General features: G+C 63.9%; 27 protein-coding genes. 17 read left to right on the top strand and 10 right to left on the bottom strand.

The features are described from left to right. The first annotated feature begins 7 nt into the window (after window positions 1–7). From WH303_RS10315 to WH303_RS10280, 8 genes are all read left to right on the top strand, one after another. Window positions 8–940 (top strand): electron transfer flavoprotein subunit alpha/FixB family protein, encoded by a 933-nt coding sequence (locus WH303_RS10315; protein WP_339518316.1) that lies wholly within the window; start codon window positions 8–10, stop codon window positions 938–940. Between the two features lie 436 nt (window positions 941–1,376). After that, entirely contained in the window at window positions 1,377–2,306 is a 930-nt protein-coding gene (locus WH303_RS10310) for a branched-chain amino acid ABC transporter permease (RefSeq protein ID WP_021027913.1), read from the top strand. 10 nt (window positions 2,307–2,316) lie between these two features. Beyond that, entirely contained in the window at window positions 2,317–3,393 is a 1,077-nt protein-coding gene (locus tag WH303_RS10305) for a branched-chain amino acid ABC transporter permease (RefSeq protein WP_021027914.1), read from the top strand. Between the two features lie 15 nt (window positions 3,394–3,408). Further along, on the top strand, window positions 3,409–4,188 hold the full coding sequence (locus WH303_RS10300; RefSeq protein WP_021027915.1) for an ABC transporter ATP-binding protein: 780 nt from the start codon (window positions 3,409–3,411) through the stop codon (window positions 4,186–4,188). A gap of 2 nt (window positions 4,189–4,190) precedes the next feature. Further along, window positions 4,191–4,922: an ABC transporter ATP-binding protein gene (locus tag WH303_RS10295; protein ID WP_021027916.1), complete on the top strand. Its 732-nt coding sequence runs from the start codon at window positions 4,191–4,193 to the stop codon at window positions 4,920–4,922. A 450-nt stretch (window positions 4,923–5,372) separates the two neighbouring features. Next, window positions 5,373–6,020, top strand: a complete 648-nt coding sequence (locus WH303_RS10290; RefSeq protein WP_021027917.1) for a DUF47 domain-containing protein — start codon at window positions 5,373–5,375, stop codon at window positions 6,018–6,020. Between the two features lie 31 nt (window positions 6,021–6,051). Then, window positions 6,052–7,062: an inorganic phosphate transporter gene (locus tag WH303_RS10285; protein WP_021027918.1), complete on the top strand. Its 1,011-nt coding sequence runs from the start codon at window positions 6,052–6,054 to the stop codon at window positions 7,060–7,062. Window positions 7,063–7,134: 72 nt separating this feature from the next. Beyond that, window positions 7,135–8,070 (top strand): alpha/beta hydrolase, encoded by a 936-nt coding sequence (locus WH303_RS10280; RefSeq protein WP_339518315.1) that lies wholly within the window; start codon window positions 7,135–7,137, stop codon window positions 8,068–8,070. 21 nt (window positions 8,071–8,091) lie between these two features. Here the strand turns inward: WH303_RS10280 and WH303_RS10275 are convergent, their stop codons facing one another. Both WH303_RS10275 and WH303_RS10270 read right to left on the bottom strand, forming a co-directional pair. Further along, on the bottom strand, window positions 8,092–8,571 hold the full coding sequence (locus WH303_RS10275) for a hypothetical protein (protein ID WP_339518314.1): 480 nt from the start codon (window positions 8,569–8,571) through the stop codon (window positions 8,092–8,094). A 17-nt stretch (window positions 8,572–8,588) separates the two neighbouring features. Continuing rightward, complete coding sequence (locus tag WH303_RS10270; protein ID WP_339518313.1) at window positions 8,589–9,116, bottom strand: GNAT family N-acetyltransferase; 528 nt, start codon at window positions 9,114–9,116, stop codon at window positions 8,589–8,591. 107 nt (window positions 9,117–9,223) lie between these two features. Between WH303_RS10270 and rpsP the strand changes: the two genes are divergently transcribed. The 6 genes from rpsP to WH303_RS10240 all read left to right on the top strand — a co-directional run bounded on the left by rpsP (window position 9,224) and on the right by WH303_RS10240 (window position 13,346). After that, the gene (gene rpsP, locus WH303_RS10265) at window positions 9,224–9,475 is read left to right on the top strand and encodes a 30S ribosomal protein S16 (RefSeq protein ID WP_116927508.1); all 252 of its coding nucleotides are present in this window, start codon (window positions 9,224–9,226) and stop codon (window positions 9,473–9,475) included. Window positions 9,476–9,578: 103 nt separating this feature from the next. After that, the gene (rimM, locus tag WH303_RS10260) at window positions 9,579–10,151 is read left to right on the top strand and encodes a ribosome maturation factor RimM (RefSeq protein ID WP_021027922.1); all 573 of its coding nucleotides are present in this window, start codon (window positions 9,579–9,581) and stop codon (window positions 10,149–10,151) included. A 39-nt stretch (window positions 10,152–10,190) separates the two neighbouring features. Continuing rightward, window positions 10,191–10,967, top strand: a complete 777-nt coding sequence (gene trmD / locus WH303_RS10255; protein WP_339518312.1) for a tRNA (guanosine(37)-N1)-methyltransferase TrmD — start codon at window positions 10,191–10,193, stop codon at window positions 10,965–10,967. 133 nt (window positions 10,968–11,100) lie between these two features. Next, a complete protein-coding gene (gene rplS, locus WH303_RS10250; protein ID WP_027011119.1) occupies window positions 11,101–11,484 on the top strand; it encodes a 50S ribosomal protein L19 in 384 nt (127 codons plus the stop codon). 93 nt (window positions 11,485–11,577) lie between these two features. Then, window positions 11,578–12,321, top strand: a complete 744-nt coding sequence (locus WH303_RS10245) for a CoA pyrophosphatase (protein WP_339518311.1) — start codon at window positions 11,578–11,580, stop codon at window positions 12,319–12,321. Window positions 12,322–12,368: 47 nt separating this feature from the next. Beyond that, a complete protein-coding gene (locus WH303_RS10240; protein ID WP_339518310.1) occupies window positions 12,369–13,346 on the top strand; it encodes a CobD/CbiB family protein in 978 nt (325 codons plus the stop codon). Window positions 13,347–13,350: 4 nt separating this feature from the next. Here WH303_RS10240 and WH303_RS10235 read toward each other — a convergent pair whose 3' ends face one another. Continuing rightward, window positions 13,351–14,517: an MFS transporter gene (locus WH303_RS10235; RefSeq protein WP_339518309.1), complete on the bottom strand. Its 1,167-nt coding sequence runs from the start codon at window positions 14,515–14,517 to the stop codon at window positions 13,351–13,353. A 159-nt stretch (window positions 14,518–14,676) separates the two neighbouring features. Here WH303_RS10235 and WH303_RS10230 point away from each other — a divergent pair, with 159 nt between their 5' ends. Continuing rightward, a complete protein-coding gene (locus WH303_RS10230) occupies window positions 14,677–15,657 on the top strand; it encodes a LysR family transcriptional regulator (RefSeq protein WP_339518308.1) in 981 nt (326 codons plus the stop codon). Between the two features lie 16 nt (window positions 15,658–15,673). Here WH303_RS10230 and rsgA read toward each other — a convergent pair whose 3' ends face one another. The 3 genes from rsgA to WH303_RS10215 are packed head-to-tail and all read right to left on the bottom strand — an operon-like array spanning window position 15,674 to window position 18,289. Continuing rightward, the gene (rsgA, locus tag WH303_RS10225) at window positions 15,674–16,657 is read right to left on the bottom strand and encodes a ribosome small subunit-dependent GTPase A (RefSeq protein WP_339518307.1); all 984 of its coding nucleotides are present in this window, start codon (window positions 16,655–16,657) and stop codon (window positions 15,674–15,676) included. A gap of 5 nt (window positions 16,658–16,662) precedes the next feature. After that, window positions 16,663–17,007, bottom strand: coding sequence for a 4a-hydroxytetrahydrobiopterin dehydratase (locus WH303_RS10220; protein WP_339518306.1), 345 nt, complete (start codon window positions 17,005–17,007; stop codon window positions 16,663–16,665). Further along, the gene (locus tag WH303_RS10215; protein ID WP_021027932.1) at window positions 17,000–18,289 is read right to left on the bottom strand and encodes a M48 family metallopeptidase; all 1,290 of its coding nucleotides are present in this window, start codon (window positions 18,287–18,289) and stop codon (window positions 17,000–17,002) included. The genes WH303_RS10220 and WH303_RS10215 overlap by 8 nt, the downstream gene beginning before the upstream one ends. A gap of 60 nt (window positions 18,290–18,349) precedes the next feature. Between WH303_RS10215 and orn the strand changes: the two genes are divergently transcribed. Beyond that, a complete protein-coding gene (orn, locus tag WH303_RS10210; RefSeq protein WP_021027933.1) occupies window positions 18,350–18,964 on the top strand; it encodes an oligoribonuclease in 615 nt (204 codons plus the stop codon). Here the strand turns inward: orn and WH303_RS10205 are convergent. Continuing rightward, the gene (locus WH303_RS10205) at window positions 18,957–19,715 is read right to left on the bottom strand and encodes a hypothetical protein (protein ID WP_148293220.1); all 759 of its coding nucleotides are present in this window, start codon (window positions 19,713–19,715) and stop codon (window positions 18,957–18,959) included. The two genes, orn and WH303_RS10205, sit on opposite strands and share 8 nt — an antisense overlap. Before the next feature lie 383 nt (window positions 19,716–20,098). Between WH303_RS10205 and WH303_RS10200 the strand changes: the two genes are divergently transcribed. Then, window positions 20,099–22,171, top strand: a complete 2,073-nt coding sequence (locus WH303_RS10200) for a DEAD/DEAH box helicase (protein WP_339518305.1) — start codon at window positions 20,099–20,101, stop codon at window positions 22,169–22,171. Between the two features lie 109 nt (window positions 22,172–22,280). On the opposite strand, the gene WH303_RS10195 is transcribed toward WH303_RS10200, so the two are convergent. From WH303_RS10195 to WH303_RS10185, 3 genes are all read right to left on the bottom strand, one after another. Beyond that, window positions 22,281–23,519: a multidrug effflux MFS transporter gene (locus WH303_RS10195; RefSeq protein WP_339518304.1), complete on the bottom strand. Its 1,239-nt coding sequence runs from the start codon at window positions 23,517–23,519 to the stop codon at window positions 22,281–22,283. A gap of 166 nt (window positions 23,520–23,685) precedes the next feature. After that, a complete protein-coding gene (locus tag WH303_RS10190) occupies window positions 23,686–24,228 on the bottom strand; it encodes a GTP-binding protein (RefSeq protein ID WP_021027937.1) in 543 nt (180 codons plus the stop codon). 20 nt (window positions 24,229–24,248) lie between these two features. Continuing rightward, on the bottom strand, window positions 24,249–25,151 hold the full coding sequence (locus WH303_RS10185; protein WP_339518303.1) for a hypothetical protein: 903 nt from the start codon (window positions 25,149–25,151) through the stop codon (window positions 24,249–24,251). Window positions 25,152–25,174 lie beyond the last annotated feature (23 nt).

Below are 25,174 nucleotides of genomic sequence, written 5' to 3'. Positions count from 1 at the left end.
GATAGACATGACCGCTCTCGTTATTGCAGAACACGACAACCAAACGATCAAGACCGCCACGCTCAACACCGTCACCGCAGCCCTGGCTTGCGGCGGCGATGTGCATGTGCTGGTAGCGGGCGAAGGGGCTGCAGCTGCAGCCCAGGCCGCAGCCCAGATCGCCGGCGTTGCCAAAGTCATCCTGGCCGAAGGCCCGGCACTCAAAGATGGCTTGGCTGAGAACCTGGCCGCGCAGGTGCTGGCCATTGCCGGCAACTACAGCCACATCCTGGCGCCAGCTACTGCCTCGGGCAAGAACGTCGCCCCACGCGTCGCAGCCAAGCTGGACGTCGCCCAGATCAGCGACATCACCAAGGTGGTGAGCGCCGACACCTTCGAGCGCCCCATCTACGCGGGCAATGCCATTGCCACCGTGCAATCGATCGATGCCACCAAGGTCATCACCGTGCGCGGCACCGGCTTTGATGCCGCTGCTGCCACCGGCGGCTCGGCTGCGGTCGAGAACGCGGCAGCCGCCGCTGACAGCGGCAAGAGCAGCTTTGTGGGCCGTGAAGTGACCAAGAACGACCGCCCGGAACTCACGGCCGCCAAGATCATCGTCTCCGGTGGCCGCGCGCTGGGCAGCGCCGAGAAGTTCAACGAAGTGATGACCCCGCTGGCCGACAAGCTGGGCGCGGCCATTGGCGCCAGCCGCGCTGCAGTGGACGCGGGCTACGCGCCCAACGACCTGCAAGTGGGCCAGACCGGCAAGATCGTCGCGCCCCAGCTGTATGTGGCAGCGGGCATCTCGGGCGCCATCCAGCACTTGGCCGGCATGAAGGACTCCAAGGTGATCGTGGCGATCAACAAGGACGAAGAAGCGCCGATCTTCAGCGTGGCCGACTATGGCCTGGTGGCCGATCTGTTTGAAGCCGTGCCTGAGATGGCCAGCAAGCTCTAAACGCTGATCCAGCTCTACGTAGAACGCGGCCCAGGCCGCGTTTTTTTATGCCTCGTCGGCACAGCGTTTATTTGGTTGTTTATGCAACTGAAAGCCGATATAGGTATTTACACCAGTGTTCCAGCCGCGAAACGCAGCCACTTATTTGATTATTGTGTTTGCGGCATCAATTGTAAAAAGTGTGTGGCGATTCGTTGAATCGATACCTAGTAAATTCCCTAGGTGATCGCTGCGGTGTCACCTGTATTCATGCGGTTTTCGCATGGGTCACTAGGGAAAGCGCTAGCGGGGTAGTCGCCAAAAAACCGAGGTCGCGTCTATAGAATTGTTTCGATCCGCATAAAACTGTTATCGCGGTTAGAGGCGGCTGCATCGCGGGAGACCCCCGTTTCATGCAGTTTTCGCTGTTGTGGTTCCAAGCTGAAGGGTTGGTTGTATGGATATTTTGCTGCAGCAGATCATTAATGGTCTGGTATTGGGCAGCATGTACGCTTTGATAGCCTTGGGCTACACCATGGTGTACGGCATTATTCAATTGATTAACTTCGCGCACGGCGAAGTGCTGATGATAGGGGTGCTGACCAGCTGGAGCATCATCGGCGTGATGCAGGAGGCCATGCCGGGAACGCCGGGCTGGGTCATCTTGCTGATAGCGACGCTCATTGCCTGTGTAGTGGCGGCGGTGCTCAATTTCACGATCGAGAAGCTGGCCTACCGGCCGCTGCGCAACAGCCCGCGCCTGGCGCCGCTGATCACCGCAATCGGCATGTCGATCCTGCTGCAGACCTTGGCGATGATCATCTGGAAGCCCAACTACAAGCCCTATCCGACCTTGCTGCCGATGGAGCCCTTCGACCTGGCCGGCGCGGTGATCACGCCGACCCAGATCCTGGTGCTGGGCGTGACGGCGGTGGTGCTGGCGGTATTGATGTACCTGGTGAACTACACCCGCCTGGGCCGCGCGATGCGGGCCACGGCAGAGAACCCCCGCGTGGCGGCGCTGATGGGCATCAAGCCCGACATGGTGATCTCGGCCACCTTTGTGATCGGTGCAGTGCTGGCGGCGATTGCCGGCGTGCTCTGGGCCTCGAACTACGGCACGGCGCAGCACACCATGGGCTTTTTGCCCGGCCTCAAGGCCTTTATTGCGGCCGTGTTTGGCGGTATCGGCAACCTGGCCGGCGCCGTGGTGGGTGCGATGATCCTGGGCCTGGTCGAAGCCATTGGCGCGGGCTACATCGGCCAGCTCACCGGTGGCGTGCTGGGCAGCCAGTATGTCGATATCTTCTCGTTCATCGTGCTGATCATCGTGCTGACGCTGCGCCCCTCGGGCTTGCTGGGTGAGCGGGTGGCCGATCGGGCTTAAGGGGAACAGCATGAAGAACAACAAAGCACAGTTCATTGTGGGCGCGATTGCGCTGCTGGTATTGCCGCTGATCCTGCAGTCCTTTGGCAACGCCTGGGTGCGCATCGCCGACCTGGCACTGCTCTATGTCCTGCTGGCCCTGGGCCTGAACATCGTCGTGGGCTTTGCCGGCCTGCTGGACCTGGGCTATGTGGCCTTCTACGCGGTGGGCGCCTATATGCTGGGCCTGATGGCCTCGCCCCACCTGGCCGAGACCTTTGAAGGCTTCAAGGCCATGTTCCCCAATGGCCTGCACACCTCCATCTGGCTGGTGATACCGCTCGCCGCGTTGCTGGCGGCGATAGCGGGGATGATCTTGGGCTTTCCGGTGCTCAAGCTGCGCGGGGACTACCTGGCCATCGTGACCCTGGGTTTTGGCGAGATCATCCGGATCTTCATGCTGAACCTGGACCAGCCCGTCAACATCACCAATGGGCCCAAGGGCCTGGGCCAGATCGACTCGATCAAGATCTTTGGCTTTGACTTTGCCAAGCCGCTGGAGATCGGCAGCTACACGGTCTCGTCGGTCACCTTGTACTACTACCTGTTCCTGCTGCTGGTCGTGGCCAGTGTGGTGATCTGCTACCGCCTGCAGGATTCGCGCATTGGCCGCGCCTGGATGGCCATCCGCGAGGACGAGATTGCTGCCAAGGCCATGGGCATCAACACCCGCAACCTCAAGCTGATGGCCTTTGGCATGGGTGCCACGTTCGGTGGCGTGTCCGGCGCGATGTTTGCCGGCTTCCAGGGCTTTGTCTCGCCCGAGTCCTTCAGCCTGATGGAGTCGATCATGATCGTCGCCATGGTGGTGCTGGGCGGCCTGGGCCATATCCCCGGCGTCATTCTGGGCGCCGTGCTGCTGTCGGCGCTGCCCGAGGTGCTGCGCTATGTGGCCGGCCCGCTGCAACAGATGACCGATGGCCGTCTGGATGCCTCCATCCTGCGCCAGCTGTTGATTGCGGTGGCGATGATCGTCGTGATGCTGCTGCGCCCACGCGGCCTGTGGCCCGCACCCGAGCATGGCAAGAGCGCGATCCAGAAAGACTGAGCAGGAGAGACGAGCATGACGAATACACAAGCTCCTGCACTCAAGGTGGCAGGTATTTCCAAGCGCTTTGGCGGCTTGCAGGCCCTCTCGGATGTGGGTCTGACCATCGAGCGCGGCCAGGTCTATGGCCTGATCGGCCCCAACGGTGCGGGCAAAACCACGTTCTTCAATGTGATCACCGGGCTGTACACGCCCGACAGCGGCAGCTTTGAGCTGGCTGGCAAGCCCTATGAGCCCAAGGCCGTGCACCTGGTGGCCAAGGCCGGCATTGCACGCACGTTCCAGAACATCCGTCTGTTCTCCGACATGACGGCGCTGGAGAACGTGATGGTGGGCCGCCATGTGCGCAGCCATTCGGGCCTTTTGGGCGCGATCTTTCGCACGCCGGGCTTCAAGGCCGAGGAGCGGGCCATTGCCGAGCGCGCCCGCGAGCTGCTCGCCTATGTGGGCATCGAGCGCTATGCCGATTACAAGGCGCGCACCTTGTCTTATGGCGACCAGCGCCGCCTGGAGATTGCCCGCGCGCTGGCCACCGACCCGCAGCTGATTGCGCTCGACGAACCGGCCGCCGGCATGAATGCGACCGAGAAGGTGCAGCTGCGCGAGCTGATCGACCGCATCCGCAAGGACAACCGCACCATCTTGCTGATCGAGCATGATGTGAAGCTGGTGATGGGACTGTGCGACCGGGTGACGGTGCTCGACTATGGCAAGCGGCTGGCCGAAGGGTCCCCGGCCGAGGTGCAGAAAGACGAAAAAGTGATTGAGGCCTATCTGGGCACCGGAGGACACTGAGCATGGTTGACAAGACATCCAACCCCGTACTGCTGAAGGTGCGTGGGCTGAAAGTGGCCTATGGAGGCATTCAGGCCGTCAAGGGCGTCGATTTCGAGGTGCATGAGGGCGAGCTGGTTTCGCTGATCGGCTCCAACGGCGCGGGCAAGACCACGACGATGAAGGCGGTGACGGCCACCCAGGCCATCAATGACGGGCAGATCGAGTTTCTGGGCGAGAACCTCAAGGGCCGGGGCGCCTGGGACCTGGTGGCCAAGGGCCTGGTGATGGTGCCCGAAGGGCGCGGCGTGTTCACGCGCCAGACCATCACCGACAACCTGATGCTGGGCGCCTACCTGCGCAAGGACAAGGCCGGCATCCAGGCCGATATCGAGAAGATGTTCAACATCTTCCCGCGTCTGCGCGAGCGCAAGGACCAGCTGGCGGGCACCATGTCCGGCGGCGAGCAACAGATGCTGGCGATGGCGCGTGCGCTGATGGCCCAGCCCAAGCTGCTGCTGCTCGACGAGCCATCGATGGGCCTGTCTCCCATCATGGTGGACAAGATCTTCGAGGTGGTGCGCGATGTCTATGCGATGGGCGTGACCATCGTGCTGGTGGAACAGAACGCCAGCCGCGCGCTGGCCATTGCCGACCGGGGCTATGTGATGGAGTCGGGCATCATCACGATGACCGGCCCTGGCCAGCAGCTGCTGGCCGACCCCAAGGTGCGTGCTGCCTATCTGGGCGAATAGCGGCAGCGCGCATGCACCCCCCCAAGCACTGCCTGGCAGTGCTTTTTTATTGCTGCCGGTTGGCGCAGGCATTTGACCGTCGCCCTGCAAAAGTACGGTGGGAGCTGATGGCGGCAAGCGCAAGGTAGCGCGCTTTGGGAGACAGCGCCAGTGCTGCCGTTCTCCCTCTGTACCGGGCACGGCAAGCAGGGCGCAGGCTGCGCTGTTTTAGGCGTCGCGGCCTCAAATGCGACAAAGAAATGACAATTGCATTTAAAATTGGTGAATTTTGCAGTGCAGCAATGCGCCGTGAATGACAGATTTTGCGCACTGCAAACCGCTGACACCGCTGGCAATTCAAGGAGTTGCAGGGTAGCGGCGGGGCCAGGGAGCCGGGGCTGACAAGCCAGATTCCGGCCGGGTGTGCGCAGGTTTTTCCCTTTTTTGCATTGAAACCGAATAGGTGCACCCATGCTCTTTGGCAAACTCTTGCCGCGCGAAGGCAATTTCTTCGAACTGTTCAACCAGCACGCCGACCGCATCGTTGAAGCGGCCCACGCGTTCTCCCAACTGGTGGCCAACTACAACGACCCCCATCTGCGCGAAAAATACAACCAGGACGTGGACAATGCCGAGCGCGCAGCCGACCGCGTGACCCACGAGGTCAACCGCACCCTGCACAAGACCTTCATCACCCCCATCGACCGTGAACAGATCCACTCGCTGATCAACACCATGGACGATGTGGCTGACCTGATCCAGGACTCGGCCGAGACCATGGCGCTCTACGACGTGCGCCACATGACCGAAGAAATCACCCGCCTGACGGACCTGAGCGTCAAGTGCTGCGAGCGCGTGCGCGATGCCGTCAAGATGCTCGACCGCATTGCCGATCCCTCGACCACCGAGGCGGCCATCAAGACCTGCGAGGAGATCGACCGCCTCGAGAGCGATGCCGACCGCGTGATGCGCTCGGCAATGAGCAAGCTGTTCCGTGAGGAGCCCGATGTGCGCGAGGTGATCAAGCTCAAGGCCATCTACGAGCTGCTCGAGACCATCACCGACAAGTGCGAGGATGTGGCTAACCACATCGAAGGCATCATCCTGGAAAACTCCTGATCCTTTGCAGCAAGCAGGAGACTGAACTTCCATGGAACCGATGCAAACAGCCCTGTGGGTGATTGTCGTGCTGGTGGCGCTGGCCATCTTGTTCGACTTCATGAACGGGTTTCATGACGCGGCCAACTCGATTGCGACCGTTGTCTCTACCGGCGTGCTCAAGCCCACCCAAGCGGTGGTGTTTGCGGCATTTTTCAACTTTGTGGCGATCTTTGTCTTTCACCTGAGCGTGGCGGCGACCATCGGCAAAGGCATTGTTCACCCGGGCATTGTCGACACCCATGTGATCTTTGGCGCCCTGGTGGGCGCGATCGCCTGGAACCTGATCACCTGGTACTACGGCATCCCGTCGAGCTCCTCGCATGCGCTGATCGGCGGCATCGTGGGCGCGGTGATTGCGAAGGCGGGCTCGGGCGCGCTGGTCGCCAGCGGCATCTGGAAGACCGTGGCCTTCATCTTTGTCTCCCCGGTGCTGGGCTTTTTGCTCGGCTCGATCATGATGGTGATCGTGGCCTGGCTGTTCCGCCGCACCACGCCGGGCAAGGTGGACAAGTGGTTCCGCCGCTTGCAGCTGGTCTCTGCCGGTGCCTACAGCCTGGGCCACGGCGGCAATGATGCGCAAAAGACCATCGGCATCATCTGGCTGCTGCTGCTGTCCACCGGCTATGCATCGCCCAATGATGCCGATCCTCCTGCCTGGGCCATCATCTCCTGCTACGCGGCCATTGGCCTGGGCACGATGTTTGGTGGCTGGCGCATCGTCAAGACCATGGGCCAGAAGATCACCAAGCTCAAGCCCGTCGGCGGTTTCTGCGCCGAAACCGGTGGCGCAATGACCTTGTTCATCGCCACCGCGCTGGGCATCCCCGTGTCGACCACGCACACCATCACCGGCGCCATCGTTGGCGTGGGCTCGACCCAGCGCATGAGCGCGGTGCGCTGGGGTGTGGCCGGCAATATCGTCTGGGCCTGGGTGCTGACCATTCCGGCCAGCGCCTTTGTGGCGGCCTTTGCCTACTGGGTGAGCCTGCAGCTCTATTGACAGTGGCGGTGCGATAGCCAAAAGGCGGCTGGCGGATATGATCTGCCAGCCGTTTTGTTTTTTGGCCAAGGCATGACCGACCCCGCACTGACCCCTTCGATCTTATCGCTGCATCCGCTGGCCTGGGTTGCGGCTGTGCTGGCCGCCTTGCTGCTGGCGGTGCTGGCGCTGGCCTGGTGTCTGGCAGGCTGGTTGAGCCAACCGTACCGCCCAGAGATTGGCGCAGCACCGCAAGAACTGGGCGCCACCGCCGTGGAGATCGCCACTTCGCAAGGCATGGTGCGGGGCTGGTATGCAGCGGGCACGCCCGGGCAGGGTGCCGTGCTGCTGCTGCACGGTGTGCGCGCTGACCGGCGTGCGATGCTGCCCCGGGCGCTGGCGCTGCATGCGCGCGGCCATGGGGTGCTGCTGATCGATTTGCCGGCCCATGGCCAAAGCGATGGGGAGATGCTGTCCTTCGGGCCCCGGGAGGGCCTGGGCATTGCCGCTGCGCTGGCCTGGTTGCAGGCGCAGCAGCCTGCAGAGAAGGTGGCGGTGATCGGCGCATCGCTCGGCGGCGCCGGGCTGCTGATGGCCGATCTGTTGCAGCCGCCCGATGCCGTGGTGCTCGAAGCCGTTTTTCCGAGCATGGAGGCCGCCGTGGACAACCGGGTGCGTGCGGTGCTGGGCCCCTTGGCCCCGTTGGCGCCGATTGCCACGTCCTTGTTGCTCTGGCAGATGCCGCTGCGCCTGGGCCTGGACCCGTACCAGCTGCGGCCTTTGGACCGCCTGGCGGCCTGGACCCGGCCGGTGATGGTGCTGGGCGGCACCGAAGACCGCTACACCCCGCCCGCTGAAACCCGGCAGATGGCGGAGGCCGCAAGCCAGGCGCAGCAGTCAGCGCAGCTGCTATGGCTGGTGCCGGGCGCGGCGCATGTGGACCTGCACCAGTTTGCGCCGCAGGCCTATGCGGCGCAGGTGTTTGGCTTTCTCCGCGCGCATCTGCAGGTGAATGAGCAATCGCGCTGAGGGCCTTGCACAGTTATCCCTTTACTGCGAAATCTTGCGAGCTTCCTCGATCTGGTACTGGAAGTAGTGCTCAAAGCTGTAGGCCAGGCTGGCCATCAGGATCGTGGTGCCGATCAAGAGCGAGGCCACAATGCCGAAGATCGTCAGCCAGCGGGTGCGGCCGGGCAGCGCGTCCTCGGGCAGGCCGGGGTTGTGGCGGGCGTTCCACTTCTCGGGCGCCATCAACCCGTAGACGATGGCCGTCAGTGCGCAGGCCGCAATGGTAAAGCCCAGCAGCGGCACCAGAACCCAGCTGACCTGGTCGTCGATGCCATGGCTGGCAATGCGCTCCATGCCGTACAGGCCCAGCGCCGTGGGGATGGGCAGCATCCAGCCAATCATGTCACCCAGGCCATGCAGGTAGAAGCGGTGCAGGCCCAAAGGCCCCCCCAGAAAAGCCAGCCAGGTGGCCAGGGTCTTGCTCTTGCTGCGCGGCATCGCGTGGGTGATGGGGTGGCTCATAGGGCGGGTGGGGTGGTTTAGGTGGTGGGGGCGCTGTTGTCGCCATCGCCCAGGGTTTTTTCCATCATCACGATATCCAACCAGCGGCCAAATTTCCAGCCCACCGAGCGCATTACGCCCACCTGGGTAAAACCGGCTGCGCGGTGCACGCCGACCGAGCCGAGGTTGTTCGAGTCCCCGATCACGGCGATGAGCTTGCGCACGCCAGCCGCTTCGCAGTGCGCGATCAAGGCGTCCATCAACAGGCGCCCCAGGCCCCGGCCATGTTGCCCATCTGCCACATAGATCGAATCCTCGGCTGAGAAGCGGTAGGCCGGCCGGGCCTTGAACCAGTTCGCATAGGCATAGCCCAGGATCTGGCCATCGTCGTCCTCCGCCACCAGGTAGGGCAGCTGGCGCGACAATACCTCGTCGCGGCGCCGGGTCATTTCTGCTTCGCTGGGGGCCTCGGTCTCGAAACTGCCCGTGCCATGCAGCACATGGTGGGCATAAATGCGGGTCAGCGCGGGGATGTCATCAGGGGTACTGGTACGAACACTTGGCATGGTTGAAAGAAGTTTGTATAATTTGCGGCTTTACTGCGTGTCGCTGGCCGGGTGGCTAGTTGCGTGTCTCAAACGTGGTAAGAAAACTAACCACCCGAAGGATTATTATGGTCGTTATTCGACTCTCCCGCGGCGGCTCCAAGGCCCGTCCGTTCTACAACATCGTCGTTGCTGACAAGCGCGTGCGCCGTGACGGCTCGTTCATCGAGCGCGTGGGTTTCTACAACCCACTGGCCAAGGAAGGCGTTGAAGGCCTGCGCGTTGCTCTGGACCGCGTGGCTTACTGGAAGAGCGTTGGTGCTCAGGCTTCCACCACCGTGGACCGTCTGGTCAAGCAAGCTGCTGCCAAGGCTGCTTAATTTGCCTCTCTCATCACGGCTGGTGCTCCGGTACCATTCGTGCATGCGGGCCGCTGCTGCGATGAGCACTGCGGCCCGTTTTTTATTGCCCTGTTGAACTGCCATGCCCGCTACCGAGTTGTTGTTAAGCCCTGCCACCTTGCCCGATGACGCCATTGAAGTGGCGCGCATTGCCGATGCCTGGGGCGTCAAGGGCTGGTTCAAGGTGATTGCCCTCAGCCCCGACCCGCAGGCGCTGCTCAAGTCCAAGCTGTGGTTCATTCAGCCGCCCGAGAAAGGCGCACGCCACTTCCAGGGCGTTGCCCAACTGGAGATGCGCCAGGCGCGTTTCCATGGCGATGGCATGGTGGGCTGGGCCCAGGGCGTGGACGACCGCGACCAGGCCGAAAAACTCAAAGGTGCGCGGGTGTTCATCTCGCGCGCTGATTTCCCCAAGACCGACGACGGCGAGTACTACTGGGTGGACCTGCTGGGTCTGGCCGTGGTCAACCGCGAAGGCGTGGCACTGGGCACTGTGAGCGACCTGATGGCCTCGGGCCCCCAGACCGTGCTGGTGCTGAACTACGAAGAAGACGGCAAGACGCAGGAGCGCCTGATTCCGTTTGTCGGCGCCTTTGTCGACGAGGTCTCGCTGCCCAACAAGCGCATCACGGTCGACTGGCAGCCGGACTACTGATCGTGCCGGACACGCAGGCCGCCAGCGGGGAGAATTTCCATGCGCTTTGACATCATCACCTTGTTCCCCGAGCTGTTCGGCCCCTTTGTCGAGGTGGGGGTGACGCGCCGCGCCTACAGCAGCGGCCAGGTGGCGGTGCAGTGCTGGAACCCGCGCGATTACGCCCCAGGCAACTACCGCCGCGTCGATGACCGCCCCTTTGGCGGTGGCCCCGGCATGGTGATGATGGCCCAGCCGCTGGCCGACTGCCTGGCTGCCATCCGCGAGGCGCGTGCAGAGGCCGAGCCCGCGCCGCTGGTGCTGTTCTCGCCGATTGGCGAGCGCATCGACCATGCCCAGGTGCAGCGCTGGTCCGATTCGCAGGGTGCCATCTTGCTGTGCGGCCGCTACGAGGGCGTGGACCAGCGCTTTATTGACCGCCATGTTGATGTGCAGCTGAGCCTGGGCGATTTTGTGCTTTCTGGTGGTGAGATTGCGGCGATGGCCTTGCTCGATGCGGTGGCCCGCCTGCAACCCGGTGTGCTGCATGACGAGGGCAGCCACCAGTTCGACAGCTTCAACCCCGCGCTCGACGGCCTGTTGGATTGCCCCCACTACACCCGGCCCGAGGTCTGGGAAGGCGAGCCGGTGCCCGCAGCCTTGCTGTCGGGCCACCATGCGAATATCGAGCGCTGGCGCCGCGAGCAAAGCCTGCGCAACACGGCCATCCACCGCCCTGAGCTGCTGGACCAGGCGCGCAGCCGCAAGCAGCTCAGCCGCAAGGATGAACACTTGCTGGCCAGTGCCGATTTGGTAAATTTGGCAAAACCGCTATAATTGCCGGTTTTACGATCCTCTACACGGCCGCTTTTTTCAATGGTGAGAGAAGCAACACGCCGCACATGCCCCGTACACCGTGCTGGGCGCGGCTGCCAAATTCATGGCGCGCGTATGATCGTTGGATGAAACCATGAACCTGATCCAGATTCTCGAGCAAGAAGAAATTGCTCGCCTGAACAAGACCATTCCTGAATTTGCCCCTGGCGACACCGTGATCGTGAGCGTGAACGTTGTTGAAGGTACGCGCAAGCGCGTGCAGGCTTACGAAGGCGTGGTGATTGCCAAGCGCAATCGCGGTCTGAACAGCGGCTTCACCGTGCGCAAGATCTCCAGCGGCGAAGGCGTGGAACGTACGTTCCAAACCTACAGCCCTATGATCGCCGGTATCGAAGTCAAGCGCCGCGGCGATGTGCGCCGTGCCAAGCTGTACTACCTGCGTGAGCGCAGCGGCAAGTCGGCTCGTATCAAGGAAAAGCTGCCAGCACGCAAGGCAGCACCTGTGGCAGCTGCGTAATCACGCTGCGACAGAGCCCAGTGCTGAAAGCCGCTACAGTGCAAGCTGTGGCGGCTTTTTTACATGGCCCGCTGCGTCTGCCGTCTGCTGTTTATGTCTAACGCCTCTTCTGTCTCGCCTTCATCACCACCTGCCGCCGCCGTGCGGGTGTCGTCCATCATGGATCCGCGCCGCGCACCGGTCGTGCAGATCGACTCGGCCCTGCCGGCAGTCGCGCCGCGCCTGTTGCGGGCCGATTCGCTGCGCCAGGCTTTTGTCGCCCATCCCCATGGCGGCGAGCCGGAAATCTTCCGCGAGCGCAGCTGGACGGACCGCCCCCCGGCCAAGGCCGCCGTGCTGGTGGCGCTGGTGCAGCGCCAGGAGATGCATGTGCTGTTGACCCAGCGCAGCGCTGGCCTGACGAACCATTCGGGGCAGATTGCCTTCCCCGGCGGCCGCCAGGACCCGGAGGACCGCGACATCAACGACACCGCGCTGCGTGAGGCCTGGGAAGAGGTGGGGCTGGCGCGCGAGCGGGTCGAAATCATTGGCCGCCTGCCCGAGTACGCGACCGGCTCGGGCTTTGAGGTGACGCCCATCGTCGGGCTGGTGCACCCACCGTTCCACCTGCAGGCCAACCCGGGCGAGGTGGATGAGGTGTTCGAGGTGCCGCTGTCTTTCCTGATGAACCCCGCGCACCACCGCTGGCAGCAGCTCGACACGCCCGAGTTCAGCCGGCGCTGGCTGTCCATGCCCTATGACGATCCCGCATCGGGCCAGCAGCGCTTTATCTGGGGGGCTACGGCCAGCATGTTGCGCAATTTGTACCGGTTTTTGGCCTTTCCACCCGCGTTGTAGTTTGTAACGGCTTGTGTGATACATCACAGCCGGTATGATCACTGTCCATGAGTTTTTTCGCCACGCTGATGGCCCTGCTGCTGGAGCAGGCCAAATCCCTGTCTCGCGACAACCCGGTCTATGCCGGTGTGCGGGCCTGGGTGCAATGGCTCAGCCGCAATCTGGATGCCGGCGAGCAGCGCCACGGCTGGCTGGCCTGGAGCGTGGCGGTGCTGCTGCCCACGGCCCTGGCCATGGGTATGCACTGGCTGCTGGTGGCCCTGGTGGGCTGGCCCCTGGCGATGGCCTGGCATGTGCTGGTGCTGTATGTGACCTTGGGCTTTCGCCAGTTCAGCCACCATTTCACCCGCATCCGCCATGCGCTGGAGTCCGGCGATGAGGACCAGGCCCGCCAGTACCTGGCCGACTGGCAGCAGGTCCACGCCGATGACCTGCCGCGCCGCGAGATCGTGCGCCATGTGATCGAGTACTCGGTGCTGGCCGCGCACCGCCATGTGTTTGGCGTGCTGGCCTGCTACTCCATCGGCTCGGCGCTGGGCCTGGGGCCCGCCGGCGCGGTGTTTTTTCGCATGGCTGAATACGCCTCGCGCTTTGCGCGCCCATCGGTGCAGCCCGTGGCCATGGTGCAAGGCGCTTTCGAGACGGTTGCGGCCAAGGCCTGGACCATCGTGGACTGGCTGCCTTCCCGGCTCACGGCGCTGAGCTTTGCCGTGGTGGGCAATTTTGAAGAGGCCATCGACGGCTGGCGCTTTCAGACCCAGCATTTTCCCAATGACAACGATGGCGTGGTCCTGGCGGCTACCGCCGGTGCCATCGACATCCGCCTGGGTGGGGTGGCCTTGCGCGCCCGCAGTGTCGATATCGATGCCGCCGCGCCCCTGCAGATCCAGGGCGATGGCGCCACCACCCCGGGCCGTGATCCGGAAGTCGCCCACCTGCGCAGCGTGGTGGGTCTGGTGTGGCGCTCCGTCGTGGTTTGGATGCTGCTGCTGGCGCTGCTCACGTTGGCGCGCCTGCTGGGCTAATAGGTCAAGCGGTCTGCAGGGCCGCGGCAGGACTGCGGCGCTGCCCCATCGCCACCAGAACCAGGCCAATGGCCGACAGCGCGGCAGCGCCCCAGATGATCGACAGCAGGCCGGCGCCGGCAATCAGGCTGCCGCCCACCCAGGCACCCAGCGCATTGCCCAGGTTGAAGGCCGCAATGTTCAGGCTGGAGGCCAGCGTCGCACCCTGGCTGCCCACGCCTTGCATCACCCGCATCTGCATGGGGGCTACGGTGGCAAAGGCGACAACACCCAGCACGGTCACATAGGCCATGGCCACGGCCGCCGAGATGCCAAAGGCCCAGCGGCCTGCCAGCAGCACCAGCACCAGGGCGCCCAGGGTGATCCACAGCGCGCGCACCACGCCCCGGTCGGCCAGCTTGCCGCCGGCGATATTGCCCACGGCCGAGCCGGCGCCAAACAGCAGCAGGCTCAGCGCCACGCCGGTGTTGCCCAGCTGGGTGATCTGCGACAGCAGCGGCTCCACATAGGTGTAGAGCGCAAACACACCACCAAAGCCAAACACCGTCATACCCAGGCCCAGCCACAGGGGCGTGCTCGCCAGGATGGACAGCTCATCGCGCAGCGCAGCGGGCGCCGCCTGCTGCAGCTTGCTGGGCACAAAGGCGGCCAGAATGCCCAGCGCGACCACGCCGATCACGGCCACGGTGGCAAAGGCCATGCGCCAGCCAAAATGCTGGCCGATCCAGGTGCCGGCCGGCACGCCCAGCAAGGTGGCCAGCGTCAGGCCCGAGAACATCAGCGCAATGGCCGAGGCCTGCTTGTCCTTGGCCACCAGGCCGGTGGCCACGACGGCGCCGACGCCAAAGAAGGTGCCATGGGTGAGCGAGGTGAGCATGCGCGCGCCCATCAGCCAGCCATAGCTGGGGGCCATGGCCGCAGCGATATTGCCTGCGATAAAGATCAGCATCAGGCCCAGCAGCAGCCATTTGCGCGGCCAGTGGCGCGTGGCCAAGGTGAGCACGGGCGCCCCAATGGCCACACCAAAGGCATAGCCGGAGATCAGGGTGCCGGCCGTGGGGATGCTGATGCCCAGGTCCTGGCTGACCTGGGTGAGCAGGCCCATGATGATGAATTCGGTGGTGCCGATGCCAAAGGCACCGGCGGCGAGCGCCAGCAATGAGACAGGCATGGGAGGATTCCTTGTGTGTAGGGGCGAAGGCCGGGTGGCCATCAGCGAGGAATGGGATTGTGAAGCGCGGCCTGATTCTTGTGTAGCCGGAATAGCGGAAAGGTATTTGTTCCCAAATGGAACAAATAGGAGCAGAATTTGCCACCACCATCTGCAGCTATGACGCTTTTGACCATGCGCAATCCCGCCTTTCCCGCCAGCCCGACCTTTGAGACCAACCGCTCCGGCGAGCTGGAGGTGTTTGTGCAGGTGGCCGAGCACGGCAGCTTTTCGGCAGCGGCCCGCCACCTGGGCGTGTCGCCGTCGGCCACCAGCAAGATCGTGGCGCGCATGGAGGCACGTCTGGGCGCGCAGCTGCTGCTGCGCAGCACGCGCCGGGTGCAGCTGACGCCCGAGGGCCGCCAGCTCTATGAGCGTGGCCAGCGCGTGCTGGCTGATCTGCAGGAGGCCGAAGCGGCCGCCTCGCTGCGCAGCACGCCCAAGGGCGTTGTGCGCATCAACTCCAGCTCATCGACCGGGCAGGCCATTCTGGTGCCGCTGGTGGCCCGGCTGATGCAGCAGTACCCGGGCCTGGTGCTGGACCTGAGTTTTACCGACGAGGTGGTCGACCTGATGGAGGCGCGGGCCGATATCGCGATCCGCTGGGGCAAGCTGCCGGCCTCGGACATGGTGGCGCGCCTCTTGGGCCATACCCGCCAGGTCATCGTGGCAGCACCCGCGTATCTGGATGCGCATGGCGTGCCCACTCACCCCGATGCGCTGGGCGGCCATGTGCGCATTGGCTGGAACTACCAGCGCACGGTGCCGCACTGGCCGTTCCGGCTGGCGGGGCAGGATGTGGAGGTGGCCATTGGCGAGCTGCTGCGCGTCAACGATGGCGATGTGATGCGCAATCTGGCCGTTGAAGGCGTGGGCCTCGCGCGGCTGTCGCTGTTCCATGCCTGGCACGATATCGCTGCGGGCCGGCTGCAGGTGGTGCTGGAGGCCTTCAACACCGGCGTGCTGGAGCCCATCCATGCGGTCTACCTGGGCAAGCCCGAGCGCCTGCCGTCGCGCACCCGGGCCGTGCTTGATTTTCTGAAGACCCATGTCGACCTGGGCCATGCCGAGACCTTGCCCAAAGAGTGGTGCCGGGGCTAAGGTCTGGTCAACCGCTTTAGTACGCGCTCAGGTTGAGCTCGTCAAACAGCTCGCTGTAGATGCGGTAGCGGTTGTCGCTGATCGGCAGCTCGGCATGGCCGTTTTGCACCGCATGGATGACGCCGCAGCCGGGCTCGTGCAAATGGGTGCAGTTGTAGAACTTGCACTCCTTGGCATGGGCGCCGATGTCGGGCATGCAGGCGGCCAGCTGCGTGGGCGCGATGTGGTAGAGGCCAAACTCCTGGAAGCCGGGCGAGTCGATCAGCGCGGTCTTGCGCGCCTCGTCCACCCAGTACAGGGTGGTGCTGGTGGTCGTGTGCTTGCCGGTGTTCAGCGCCTGCGAGATCTCGTTGGTCGCCACATTCGCGCCCGGTATCAGCAGGTTGATGAGCGTGCTCTTGCCCACGCCCGAGGGGCCAAGCACCAAGGTGGTCTTGCCTTCGAGCAGGCCGTAGATGGCATCACGGTCTTCCTCGTCGGCGCCTTCCAGCGCAAAGGGCAGCACCATGTAGTGCGGCGGGTCCTCGGCCTGGTCGCGCATGGTGCGGTAGGGCTCCAGCCGCTCCCAGGCGCGCAAAAAGGGCTCTTCCAGGTCCATCTTGTTGAGCGCAATGATGGGCGTGATGTGCGCCGCTTCGGCTGCAATCAGCGCGCGTGCCAGCTGCACCTCGCTGAAGACCGGCTCGGCCGCGATCAGGATCAGCAGCTGGTCCAGGTTGGCGGCAAAGGTCTTGGTGCGGATGTCGTCCTGGCGGTAGAAGACATTGCGGCGCTCCAGCACCTTCTCGATCGTGCCTTCTTCGCCCTGGCCCGGCGGCGGGGCCAGCCAGCGCACCTGGTCGCCAACGACGGCCTGGCTCTTCTTGCCCCGGGGGTGGCAGATGCGGCGCACGCCGTCAGGCGTCTCCACCACACAGTGGCGGCCATAGCTGGCGACGACCAGGCCCGTCTGCGCCCCCGTCTGGCTGGGCGCGCTGGCGCGTCTTGCAGGTTTTGCCATGTCTCTCAGGCCAGCTGCAGCATGGATTCGATGCGGCGCGCGCATTCGAAGTCGGTGACCGACAGCCCATGCACATCATGGGTGTTGAAGCGCACCACGCAGCGGTTGTAGTGCACCGACAGGTCCGGGTGGTGGTCCTGCGTATGGGCCACCAGGGCCACGCCATTCACAAAGGCCATGGTCTCGTAGTAGTTGGCAAAGCGGAAGGTCTTCTCGATGGCCACCTCGGCGCCATCACCGCTCAGCACCCAACCGGTCAGTGGGCTCAGCTGGGTCACCACCTCGGAGGCGGACAGCGCGCGGCGGCTTTGGGTGGACCAGTCTTGTTGGGGCAGGTGGGATTCAGTCATGGGCCAATTGTTGCATGTGGCGGATACGCTCTACAGCGGGCGGGTGCGAATAGTAATAGCGCACATAGACCGGGTCGGGCGTCAAGGTGGAGGCATTGTCCTCGTAGAGCTTGAGCAGGGCCGACTGCAGATCGGCCGCGCGCGTCTGCTGGACGGCATAGGCATCGGCCTCGAACTCGTGCTTGCGCGAGGACTGCGCCATCAGCGGCGAGACAAAGCTGCTGAACACCGGCACGGCCAGCATGAACAGCAGCAAGGCCAGCGCATCGTTGGGGCTGGCGCCGGGCACGCCCGCAATGTTGAGGTTGGGCGTCACGCCCAGGCCGGTGTAGAACCAGCCCTGCTGCGACAGCCAGCCCAGCAGCGCAAAGCCCAGCAAAGTCAGGCCAAACAGGCCCAGCATGCGCTTGAGAATGTGCTTGTGCTTGAAGTGGCCCAGCTCATGGGCGAGCACCGCTTCGACCTCGTCGCCATTGAGCTTGTGCAGCAAGGTGTCGAAAAACACCACGCGCTTGCTGGCACCAAAGCCGGTGAAATAGGCATTGGCATGCGCACTGCGGCGGCTGCCATCCATCACAAACAGGCCCTTGGCCGCAAAGCCGCAGCGCTGCATCAGCGCCTGCACGCGGGCCTTGAGGCTCTCGTCCTCCAGTGGCTGGAACTTGTTGAACAGCGGCGCGATGAAGGCCGGGTAGATGACCATCAGCAGCAGGTTGAAGCCCACCCAGAAGGCCCAGGCCCAGAGCCACCACCATTGGCCGGCCGATCCCATCAGCCACAGGATGACGGCCAGAATGGGCAGGCCCACCAGCGCGCCCATGGCCGTGCCTTTGAGCAGATCGGCCAGCCACAGGCCGGGCGTCATCTTGTTGAAACCAAAGCGCTGCTCCAGCACAAAGGTCTGGTAGTAGCTGGCCGGCAGATCGATGAGGCCGCTGATCAGCGCAAAGGCGGCGACCAGCGCCAGCTGCTGCCACATGCCGCCGCCCAGCGCGTCGAGCAGGCTGGCGTTGAGCAGGTCCAGCCCGCCCAGCAAGGTCCAGCCCAGCAGCGCCGCAGTGCCGATGGCCAGGCCCAGCAGTCCAAAGCGGGTCTTGGCAATCGTGTAGTCGGCCGCCTTGCGGTGTGCAGCCAGGCTGATACGGTCGGCAAAGAGGGCAGGGACGGCATCGCGGTGGGCGGCCACATGGCGCATCTGGCGGCTGGCCAGCCAGAGTTTGGTCAGTACACTGGCGGCCAGTGCAATGGCGAATAGCAGGGTGAACAGCAGCGATGGAGTCACAAGTGGGGGTGTTGGTTGGCGAATACCGGACAGTGTAGGGCATAGGCGACAATCGCCCCCATGCAAAACAAGAACACCCTGGATACGCCGCTGGCACCCGTGCCCGAGCTGGCCAAGTCCGATCTGAACCTGGTCTGGCTCGACTGTGAAATGACCGGTTTGAACCCGCAGGAGCACCGTGTGATCGAGATCGCGCTGGTGGTTACCAGTGCCGATCTGAGCCTGCGCGTCGAAGGCCCGGTGATTGCGATCCACCAAAGCGATGAGGAACTGGCCAAGATGGATGCCTGGAACCGGGGCACCCATGGCCGCAGCGGGCTGACCGAGCGGGTCAAGGCCTCGCAGATCGACGAGGCCGCTGCGCAGGCCGAGGTGCTGCGCTTCATGAAACGCTATGTGCCCAAGGCCAAGGTGCCCATGTGCGGCAACAGCATTGGCCAGGACCGCCGTTTTCTGGCGCGCTACATGCCCGATCTGGAGGCCTACTTCCACTACCGCAATGTGGACGTGAGCACGCTCAAGGAGCTGGCACGGCGCTGGCGCCCCGAGCTGGTCACCGGCTTCAAGAAGGCGCAAAAGCACACCGCGCTGGCCGATGTGCATGAGTCGATTGACGAGATGCTGTACTACCGCCAGCATTTTCTGCAGCTGGCGCCCGGATCAGCGGCTACTTGATATCGAAGCGGTTGACCTGGCTGGTCTCCGTCACCAGGGTATCGGTGTTTCCCCCTTGGCGGGTGCTGGCGCTCTCCTTGAGTCTGAGCCCGCGGTAGGGGCCCGCCGCTGCCACCCAGGTCGTTGTCTGCGTCTCCCGGCTCGCCTCGGGCTTGCCTTGCTGGCTCGCCGCAACGCTGCTGACGAAGCGGCAGGCCTCCACGGTGCCCAGGGCCGTGGTGATGGTCTCTCTGCCTTCGTAGCTTCGGGTCTCGGCCAGTGTGGTGACGGTCTTTGTTTCTCCGTCAGCGTTCGAGACGCTATCCGTTTGTACGATGGTTTGGGAGGTGCTCTGGCCGGGCGCCATCGCGATCAGCGACTGGCGGGGCGGGGCCAGGCTTTGGCGGCTGGTGGCGCCGATATTGAAGGCGTTGTAGCCGTGGTAGAGCAGCGCTCCGCCCTCGATGCTGTAGTGCAGGCTGGTGCGCCCGCTGTTGGGCGTGGGATTGACATAGATGTGGTTGATGCCGTTCTCCTCGTTCTGGCTGGTGACCCAGTGGTAGACAAGGTTGGTTGAAGCTGGTCCATCGTTCAGACTTTTGCTCTGGCTGACATAGATTTGCGTGTCCTTGCGGTAAAAACCGGCATTGAAGCAGTCGCTGGAATTCTTGGCTTCTTCTGGACTGTCGCTCCCTCCGCCGCCGCAAGCGGTAAGCAGGCCTGCGCCGAGCAATCCGGTAATGGCCATCAGAGTTAGTGAGTAGTTGGTCATGTCGCTCTCCTTGTTGTGGTGGAGGTATCCTATCTTTCTCATTGTTTTTATCAATTAAATTTGCAATTAAAATTGATTTTTTCAAATTAAAGAAATTTAGCCTTCACCCGTAGCTGCTTTGGTACAGAAGTCCTTGCGTTGATGCGGGAAAACCCGAAATGTGCGATAATTTGCGCTTCCCCGCCAAAACTGGCGGTTGATACGCACATCTCCCTTCATTCTCTGGGCGTCCAGGTCATGCGATTCGCAGCATGGCCGCTTTGAACAAGCCCGCGGCAATTTGTACGGCCGTTACCGTTTGATGGTTGATGTATTTAAAACCATGAACGGTACGGAACTGCGTCGCGAAACGCGTAGGAGCCGACCTATTGCTATTGTTCAAAATGACGCAAGACCTCCATCTGCAGGGCGAAGCCGCGCCTGCGCAAAACACTGTTGACGCTACCCAAGAGATCGTCAATACCTCCCCCCTGTCGGCTCTGGCCGAAGACGCTTTGCAAGAAGACGGCACTGCGCTGGTGGCTGAGGCTGAAGGCGAAGCCGAGGTGCTGCCTGAAGAGCCCAATGGCTTTGTAGAGCTGGGCCTGGCGCCCGAGCTGGTGCAGGCCGTCAAGGACCTGGGCTACACCCAACCGACCGCTGTGCAATCGCGCGCCATCCCGCTGGCAATGATCAACGACGGTGAAGAGTCGCAGCACTTTGCGGATCTGATGGTCTCGAGCCAGACCGGCTCGGGCAAGACCGCTGCCTTCCTGCTGCCCGTGCTGCACACCCTGATCCAGCAGCAAGGCCAGGCCGAAGCCGCTGAGCGCGCTGAACACGAACGCCTGGTGGCCGAAGCCCTGGCCCGTGGCGAGCAAGCCCCCAAGCGCGCCAAGCGCAAGAACCCGCTGAGCCCGCGCAATTTCAAGGCCGCCCAACCCGGCGCGCTGATTCTGTGCCCGACCCGTGAGCTGGCCCAGCAAGTGGCCCATGACGCGATCGAGCTGGTGCGCCACTGCCGTGGTCTGCGCGTGGCCAATATCGTCGGCGGCATGCCCTACCAGCTGCAAATCGCCAAGCTGCAAAATGCCGACCTGGTTGTGGCAACGCCTGGCCGTCTGCTCGACCTGCAGCGCTCGATGCAGATCAAGCTCGACAAGGTGCAGTTCCTGGTCGTTGACGAAGCCGACCGCATGCTCGACCTGGGCTTCTCGGACGACCTGGCCGAAGTCAACCAGCTGACGGTGCAGCGCAAGCAAACGATGATGTTCAGCGCGACCTTCGCGCCGCGCATCCAGCAGCTGGCCATGCGCGTGATGCATGACAACGGCGCCAGCGTGCAGAAGATCACCATCGATTCGCCCCAGGAAAAGCATGCCAACATCAAGCAGGTGCTGTTCTGGGCCGACAACTCCCAGCACAAGCGCAAGCTGCTGGACCACTGGCTGCGTGATGCCTCGATCAACCAGGCCATCGTGTTTGCATCCACCCAGGTGGAATGTGACGGCCTGGCCAACGACCTGCAGCAAGAAGGCTTCTCGGCTGTGGCACTGCACGGCGCGCTGAGCCAAGGCCTGCGTAACCGCCGCCTGATGGCGCTGCGCAATGGCCAGGTACAGATTCTGGTGGCCACCGATGTGGCTGCGCGCGGTATCGACGTGCCCACGATCACCCACGTGTTCAACTACGGCCTGCCGATGAAGGCCGAAGACTACACCCACCGCATTGGCCGTACCGGCCGTGCTGGCCGCTCGGGCCTGGCGATCACTTTTGCCGAGTTCCGTGACCGCCGCCGTGTCTTCGATATCGAGGCCTACACCAAGCAGCAGTTCAAGCCGGAAGTGATTCCAGGCATGGAGCCGCAGCAACGCTTCCCCGCCCGCAGCGAAGGCGGCCCACGCGGTGCAGGTCGCGGTGGTGACCGTGGCCGTCCAGGTGCTGGCCGTGGTGGCGATCGCCGTGGTGGTGGCGGCTTTGGCGCTGACCGTGGCTTTGGTGGCCGCCGTGATGGCGAAGGCTATGGCCGCAAGCCTGGCTTTGGCGAAAACGCTGGTTTTGGTGGTGGTCCACGTGGTGGCGACAGCCGTCCGCGTTTCGAGCAGCGCGATGACCGCGCCCCCCGCTTTGAGCAGCGTGCTGAGCGCGGTGGCGACCGCTTCCAGGAGCGTGGCCCGGACCGTTTCCAGGACCGTGGTGCCGACCGCTTCCAGGACCGCGCACCGCGCCCTGAAGGCCGCAGCTTTGACCGCGCGCCTGAGCGCCGTGCCGACCGCTTTGCGGGCGACAACCGTGGTGCTGGTGACAGCCGTGGCGCTGACAGCCGTGGCCCACGCAGCGCAGCCCCCCGCCATGCCGGTGGTGGTGACTTCGCCCAGCGCCGTCCAGGCGGTGACAACCGCTTTGGTGGTGAGCGCGGTGGCCGTCCCTACAGCCCCGCTGGCGGTGACCGCAAGCGCACCGAGCGCAGCCGCTAAGCAGCGCATAGCGCAATGACAAAGAGCTTCCCGAGGGAAGCTCTTTTTTTGTGCCTGGTGCAGGGCGCAGGGGGATGATGGCGCCTGCGCGGCGCCGTTGGGGGACTATTCAGACCGTGTTATGGCGCCCGATATCGGGCCAGCGGTGGTGGAAATAGATCCAGCTGAACAGGCCGGTCAGCATCAAGCCCATCGACGCGATGGCCAGCGCCACCGTCGACTGCATGACCAAGGGAGCGAGCACGCCCGCGACAATGCCATTGGCCACCGAGGTGACGACGGCCTGCAGGGATGAGGCCAGGCCCCGGCGCTCGGGGTGCAGGTCCAGCACCAGCAGGGTGACCACCGGGGTCATCAAGGCCCAGCCAAACGAATAGATGCCCAGCGGCAGCAAAGCCCAGGCCGGGTGCGGCGGCAGCACCAGGTTCAGCGCCAGGTAGATGCAGGAGGTCAGGAACATGATCAGAAAACCATGGCGTACCTGGCGCTTGGGTGGGATCTTGCCCGCCAGCCGGCCGCTGACCCAGGCGCCCAGCATGATGCCGCCAATCGTGCAGATAAAGAACCAGAAGAACTGGGTCGGCTGCATGCGCATATGGGTGCCCAGGAAGGTGGGGGCCGACAGGATATAGATGAACATGCCGTTGAAGGGCACGCCGCTGGCGGCGGCCAGCAGCAAAAAGCGCGGGCTGCTGCACAACTGCCAGTAGCCGCGCATCAGGTTGCGCACATCAAAGGCCTGGCGCTTCTCGGGCGGCAGGCTCTCGGGCAGCAGGCGCCAGTTGTAGACCCACAGCAGCGCGCCAATAGCCGTGAGCAGCCAGAAGATCGATTGCCAGCTGGCGTAGGCGATGAAGACGCCGCCAATCATCGGCGCCACCGCTGGCGCGATGCCAAAGTAGATGGTGATCTGGCTCATCACCCGCTGGGCCTGGGCGGGTGGGAACAGGTCGCGCACCACCGCGCGTGAGACCACAATGCCGGCGCCCGTGGTGCAGCCCTGCAGTGCACGGAACAGGATCAGTTGCTCAGGCGTCTGGGCCAGTGCGCACCCGGCTGATGTCAGCGCAAAGGTGGCCAGCCCCCACAGCACGACGGGGCGGCGGCCAAAGCTGTCCGACAGCGCGCCGTGGAACAGGTTCATGAACGCAAAGCCAAACAGATAGGCCGACAGCGTCTGCTGCATCTGCAGCGGCGAGGCGTTGAGCGAGGCAGCAATCCCGTCAAAGGCGGGCAGGTAGGTGTCGATCGAAAAGGGCCCGAGCATGCCCAGCAGGGCCAGCATGACCGCCAGAATCCATTGGGGTGTGGGCTGGGCGGACGCGTCTGCGGGGCGTGGTGGGTTCATGGCCTGCGCGCCACCGGCCGTGGGCAGGGGGCGTCGTCAAATAAGGGGGTGAAGGGCGTGGGCTGCTGCAGCCCGGGGCCTGCCCGGTGCGCAAGCAGCAGGCGCCGAGCTTACCTCAAGCGCCAGCGCGCTGCAGTCGCTGCGGTATGGGTCTGCGGGGCTGCGCTCAGCGCGGCTGCACTTCGTCGGGCAGCATCGCGGCGATGATGTCCAGGGTATCGAGCATTTGTGAGGGGTTGCGCGGATCGGCGCTGAGCACGGGCACCGCGCATTCGGCATGGGCCGAGAGGCGCACCGTGAACATCTCCTGCTGCGCGGCCGATGCGGGCCGGGCAATCAGCACCACGACGGCCTGGATATTGGGCGCCGCATGGCATTGCTGTATCAGGTCGATGGTCTGCTCCATCGCCTGCGGATCGTGGATATCGACCATCACGATGGCGCCAAAGGCCAGGGACAGCGCCCATTCGCGCACAAAGTCGTAGCGCTCCTGGCCGGGGCAGCCATAGACCTGCAAGGTGTCCTCATCGTCGAGCTTGATTTCGCCAAAATCCAGGCCCACCGTGGTGGTCTCTTTGGCATGGGCTTGCTTGTCCAGGTTGGGGACATCGCACTCGATGGCCAAACTGCCGCAGAGGCTGCGGATCGCCGTGGTCTTGCCGATGCCCATGGGGCCCAGCAGCACGATGCGTTTGATGGGGTGGTGCATGCAGTCCTCCCGTCAGGTGTTCAGTGCGGGTCGCTGGCCCGGTTCTGGTGGATCCAGCGGCTCAGTTGTCGGAAAAGGCCCAGCTTGGCCGCCGCCGCCGGGCTGGGCTCGGCGGCATGAGAGGCTGGGGGCACAGGGGTGGCCAGGGCCACCGATTCAGCGGCTGCAGGTGGCGCCGTCTCGACCAGCACCCCTTTGCCACGCAGGACCTGCAATACGCGCAGGATCTCGCCCCGCTCCAGATGGGTGCGTTCGGCCAGCTCGTCCAGGCCCCGGTCGCCAGAGATCATCGCGGCCAGCAGCTGCCGGTGCGCCTGGCCGGCCATGCTGCCGGTCAGCTGGGTCCAGCGCTTGATGCGAAAACGCGTGCCCGGCGCGGGCAGGTTGCCCAGCGCGGCAGCGGGGGCTGTGGCAGTTGCGGTGGGCGCCTCCAGCACGGGCTCGGGCGCAGGCTCGGCCACCACCAGTGTGGGCTGGCTCAGGTCGGTGGCTTTGAGAAACGCGGCATCGGCATTCTTGACCTGCACGTCGTGCGACAAGGTCATGCTGTGCTGGCGGCGGGTCTTGAGGGTCTCGCGCAGCCGTTTGCCATGCGCTTGCACGCTGATATGTTCGAGCAGCTGGGTCAGGCGCCCCACGCTGTAGTCGGGTGGCAGCTGGGCATCGATCTGGTCGGGCCACTGCGCGCGCGCGGCCTGGGCCTGGTCATCGGTGGCGATCAGCAGCACAAAGGAGCTGTTGGAGCGGTTCTGAATGGCATCGGGCGCGCTGTGGGCGTCGATCACCCACAACTCAGTGGCGGGCTTGGCGGTCTGAGAAGGCTGTTTATCGCGCCAGTGCTTGGCTGCGACTTCAAACAAATAGCTAAAGCGCAGTTGATGGGCTTCACTCAAATGGGCGGCATGCAGGATCAACTCGGACATAACAACTCTCCCTGGCACATTCA

The sequence above is a fragment of the Comamonas sp. MYb69 genome (assembly GCF_037479315.1).
Lineage (GTDB): Bacteria > Pseudomonadota > Gammaproteobacteria > Burkholderiales > Burkholderiaceae_C > Comamonas.
The sequence above is the reverse complement of the archived record's forward strand: the minus strand, read 5'-3'. Positions and strand labels throughout refer to the sequence as shown.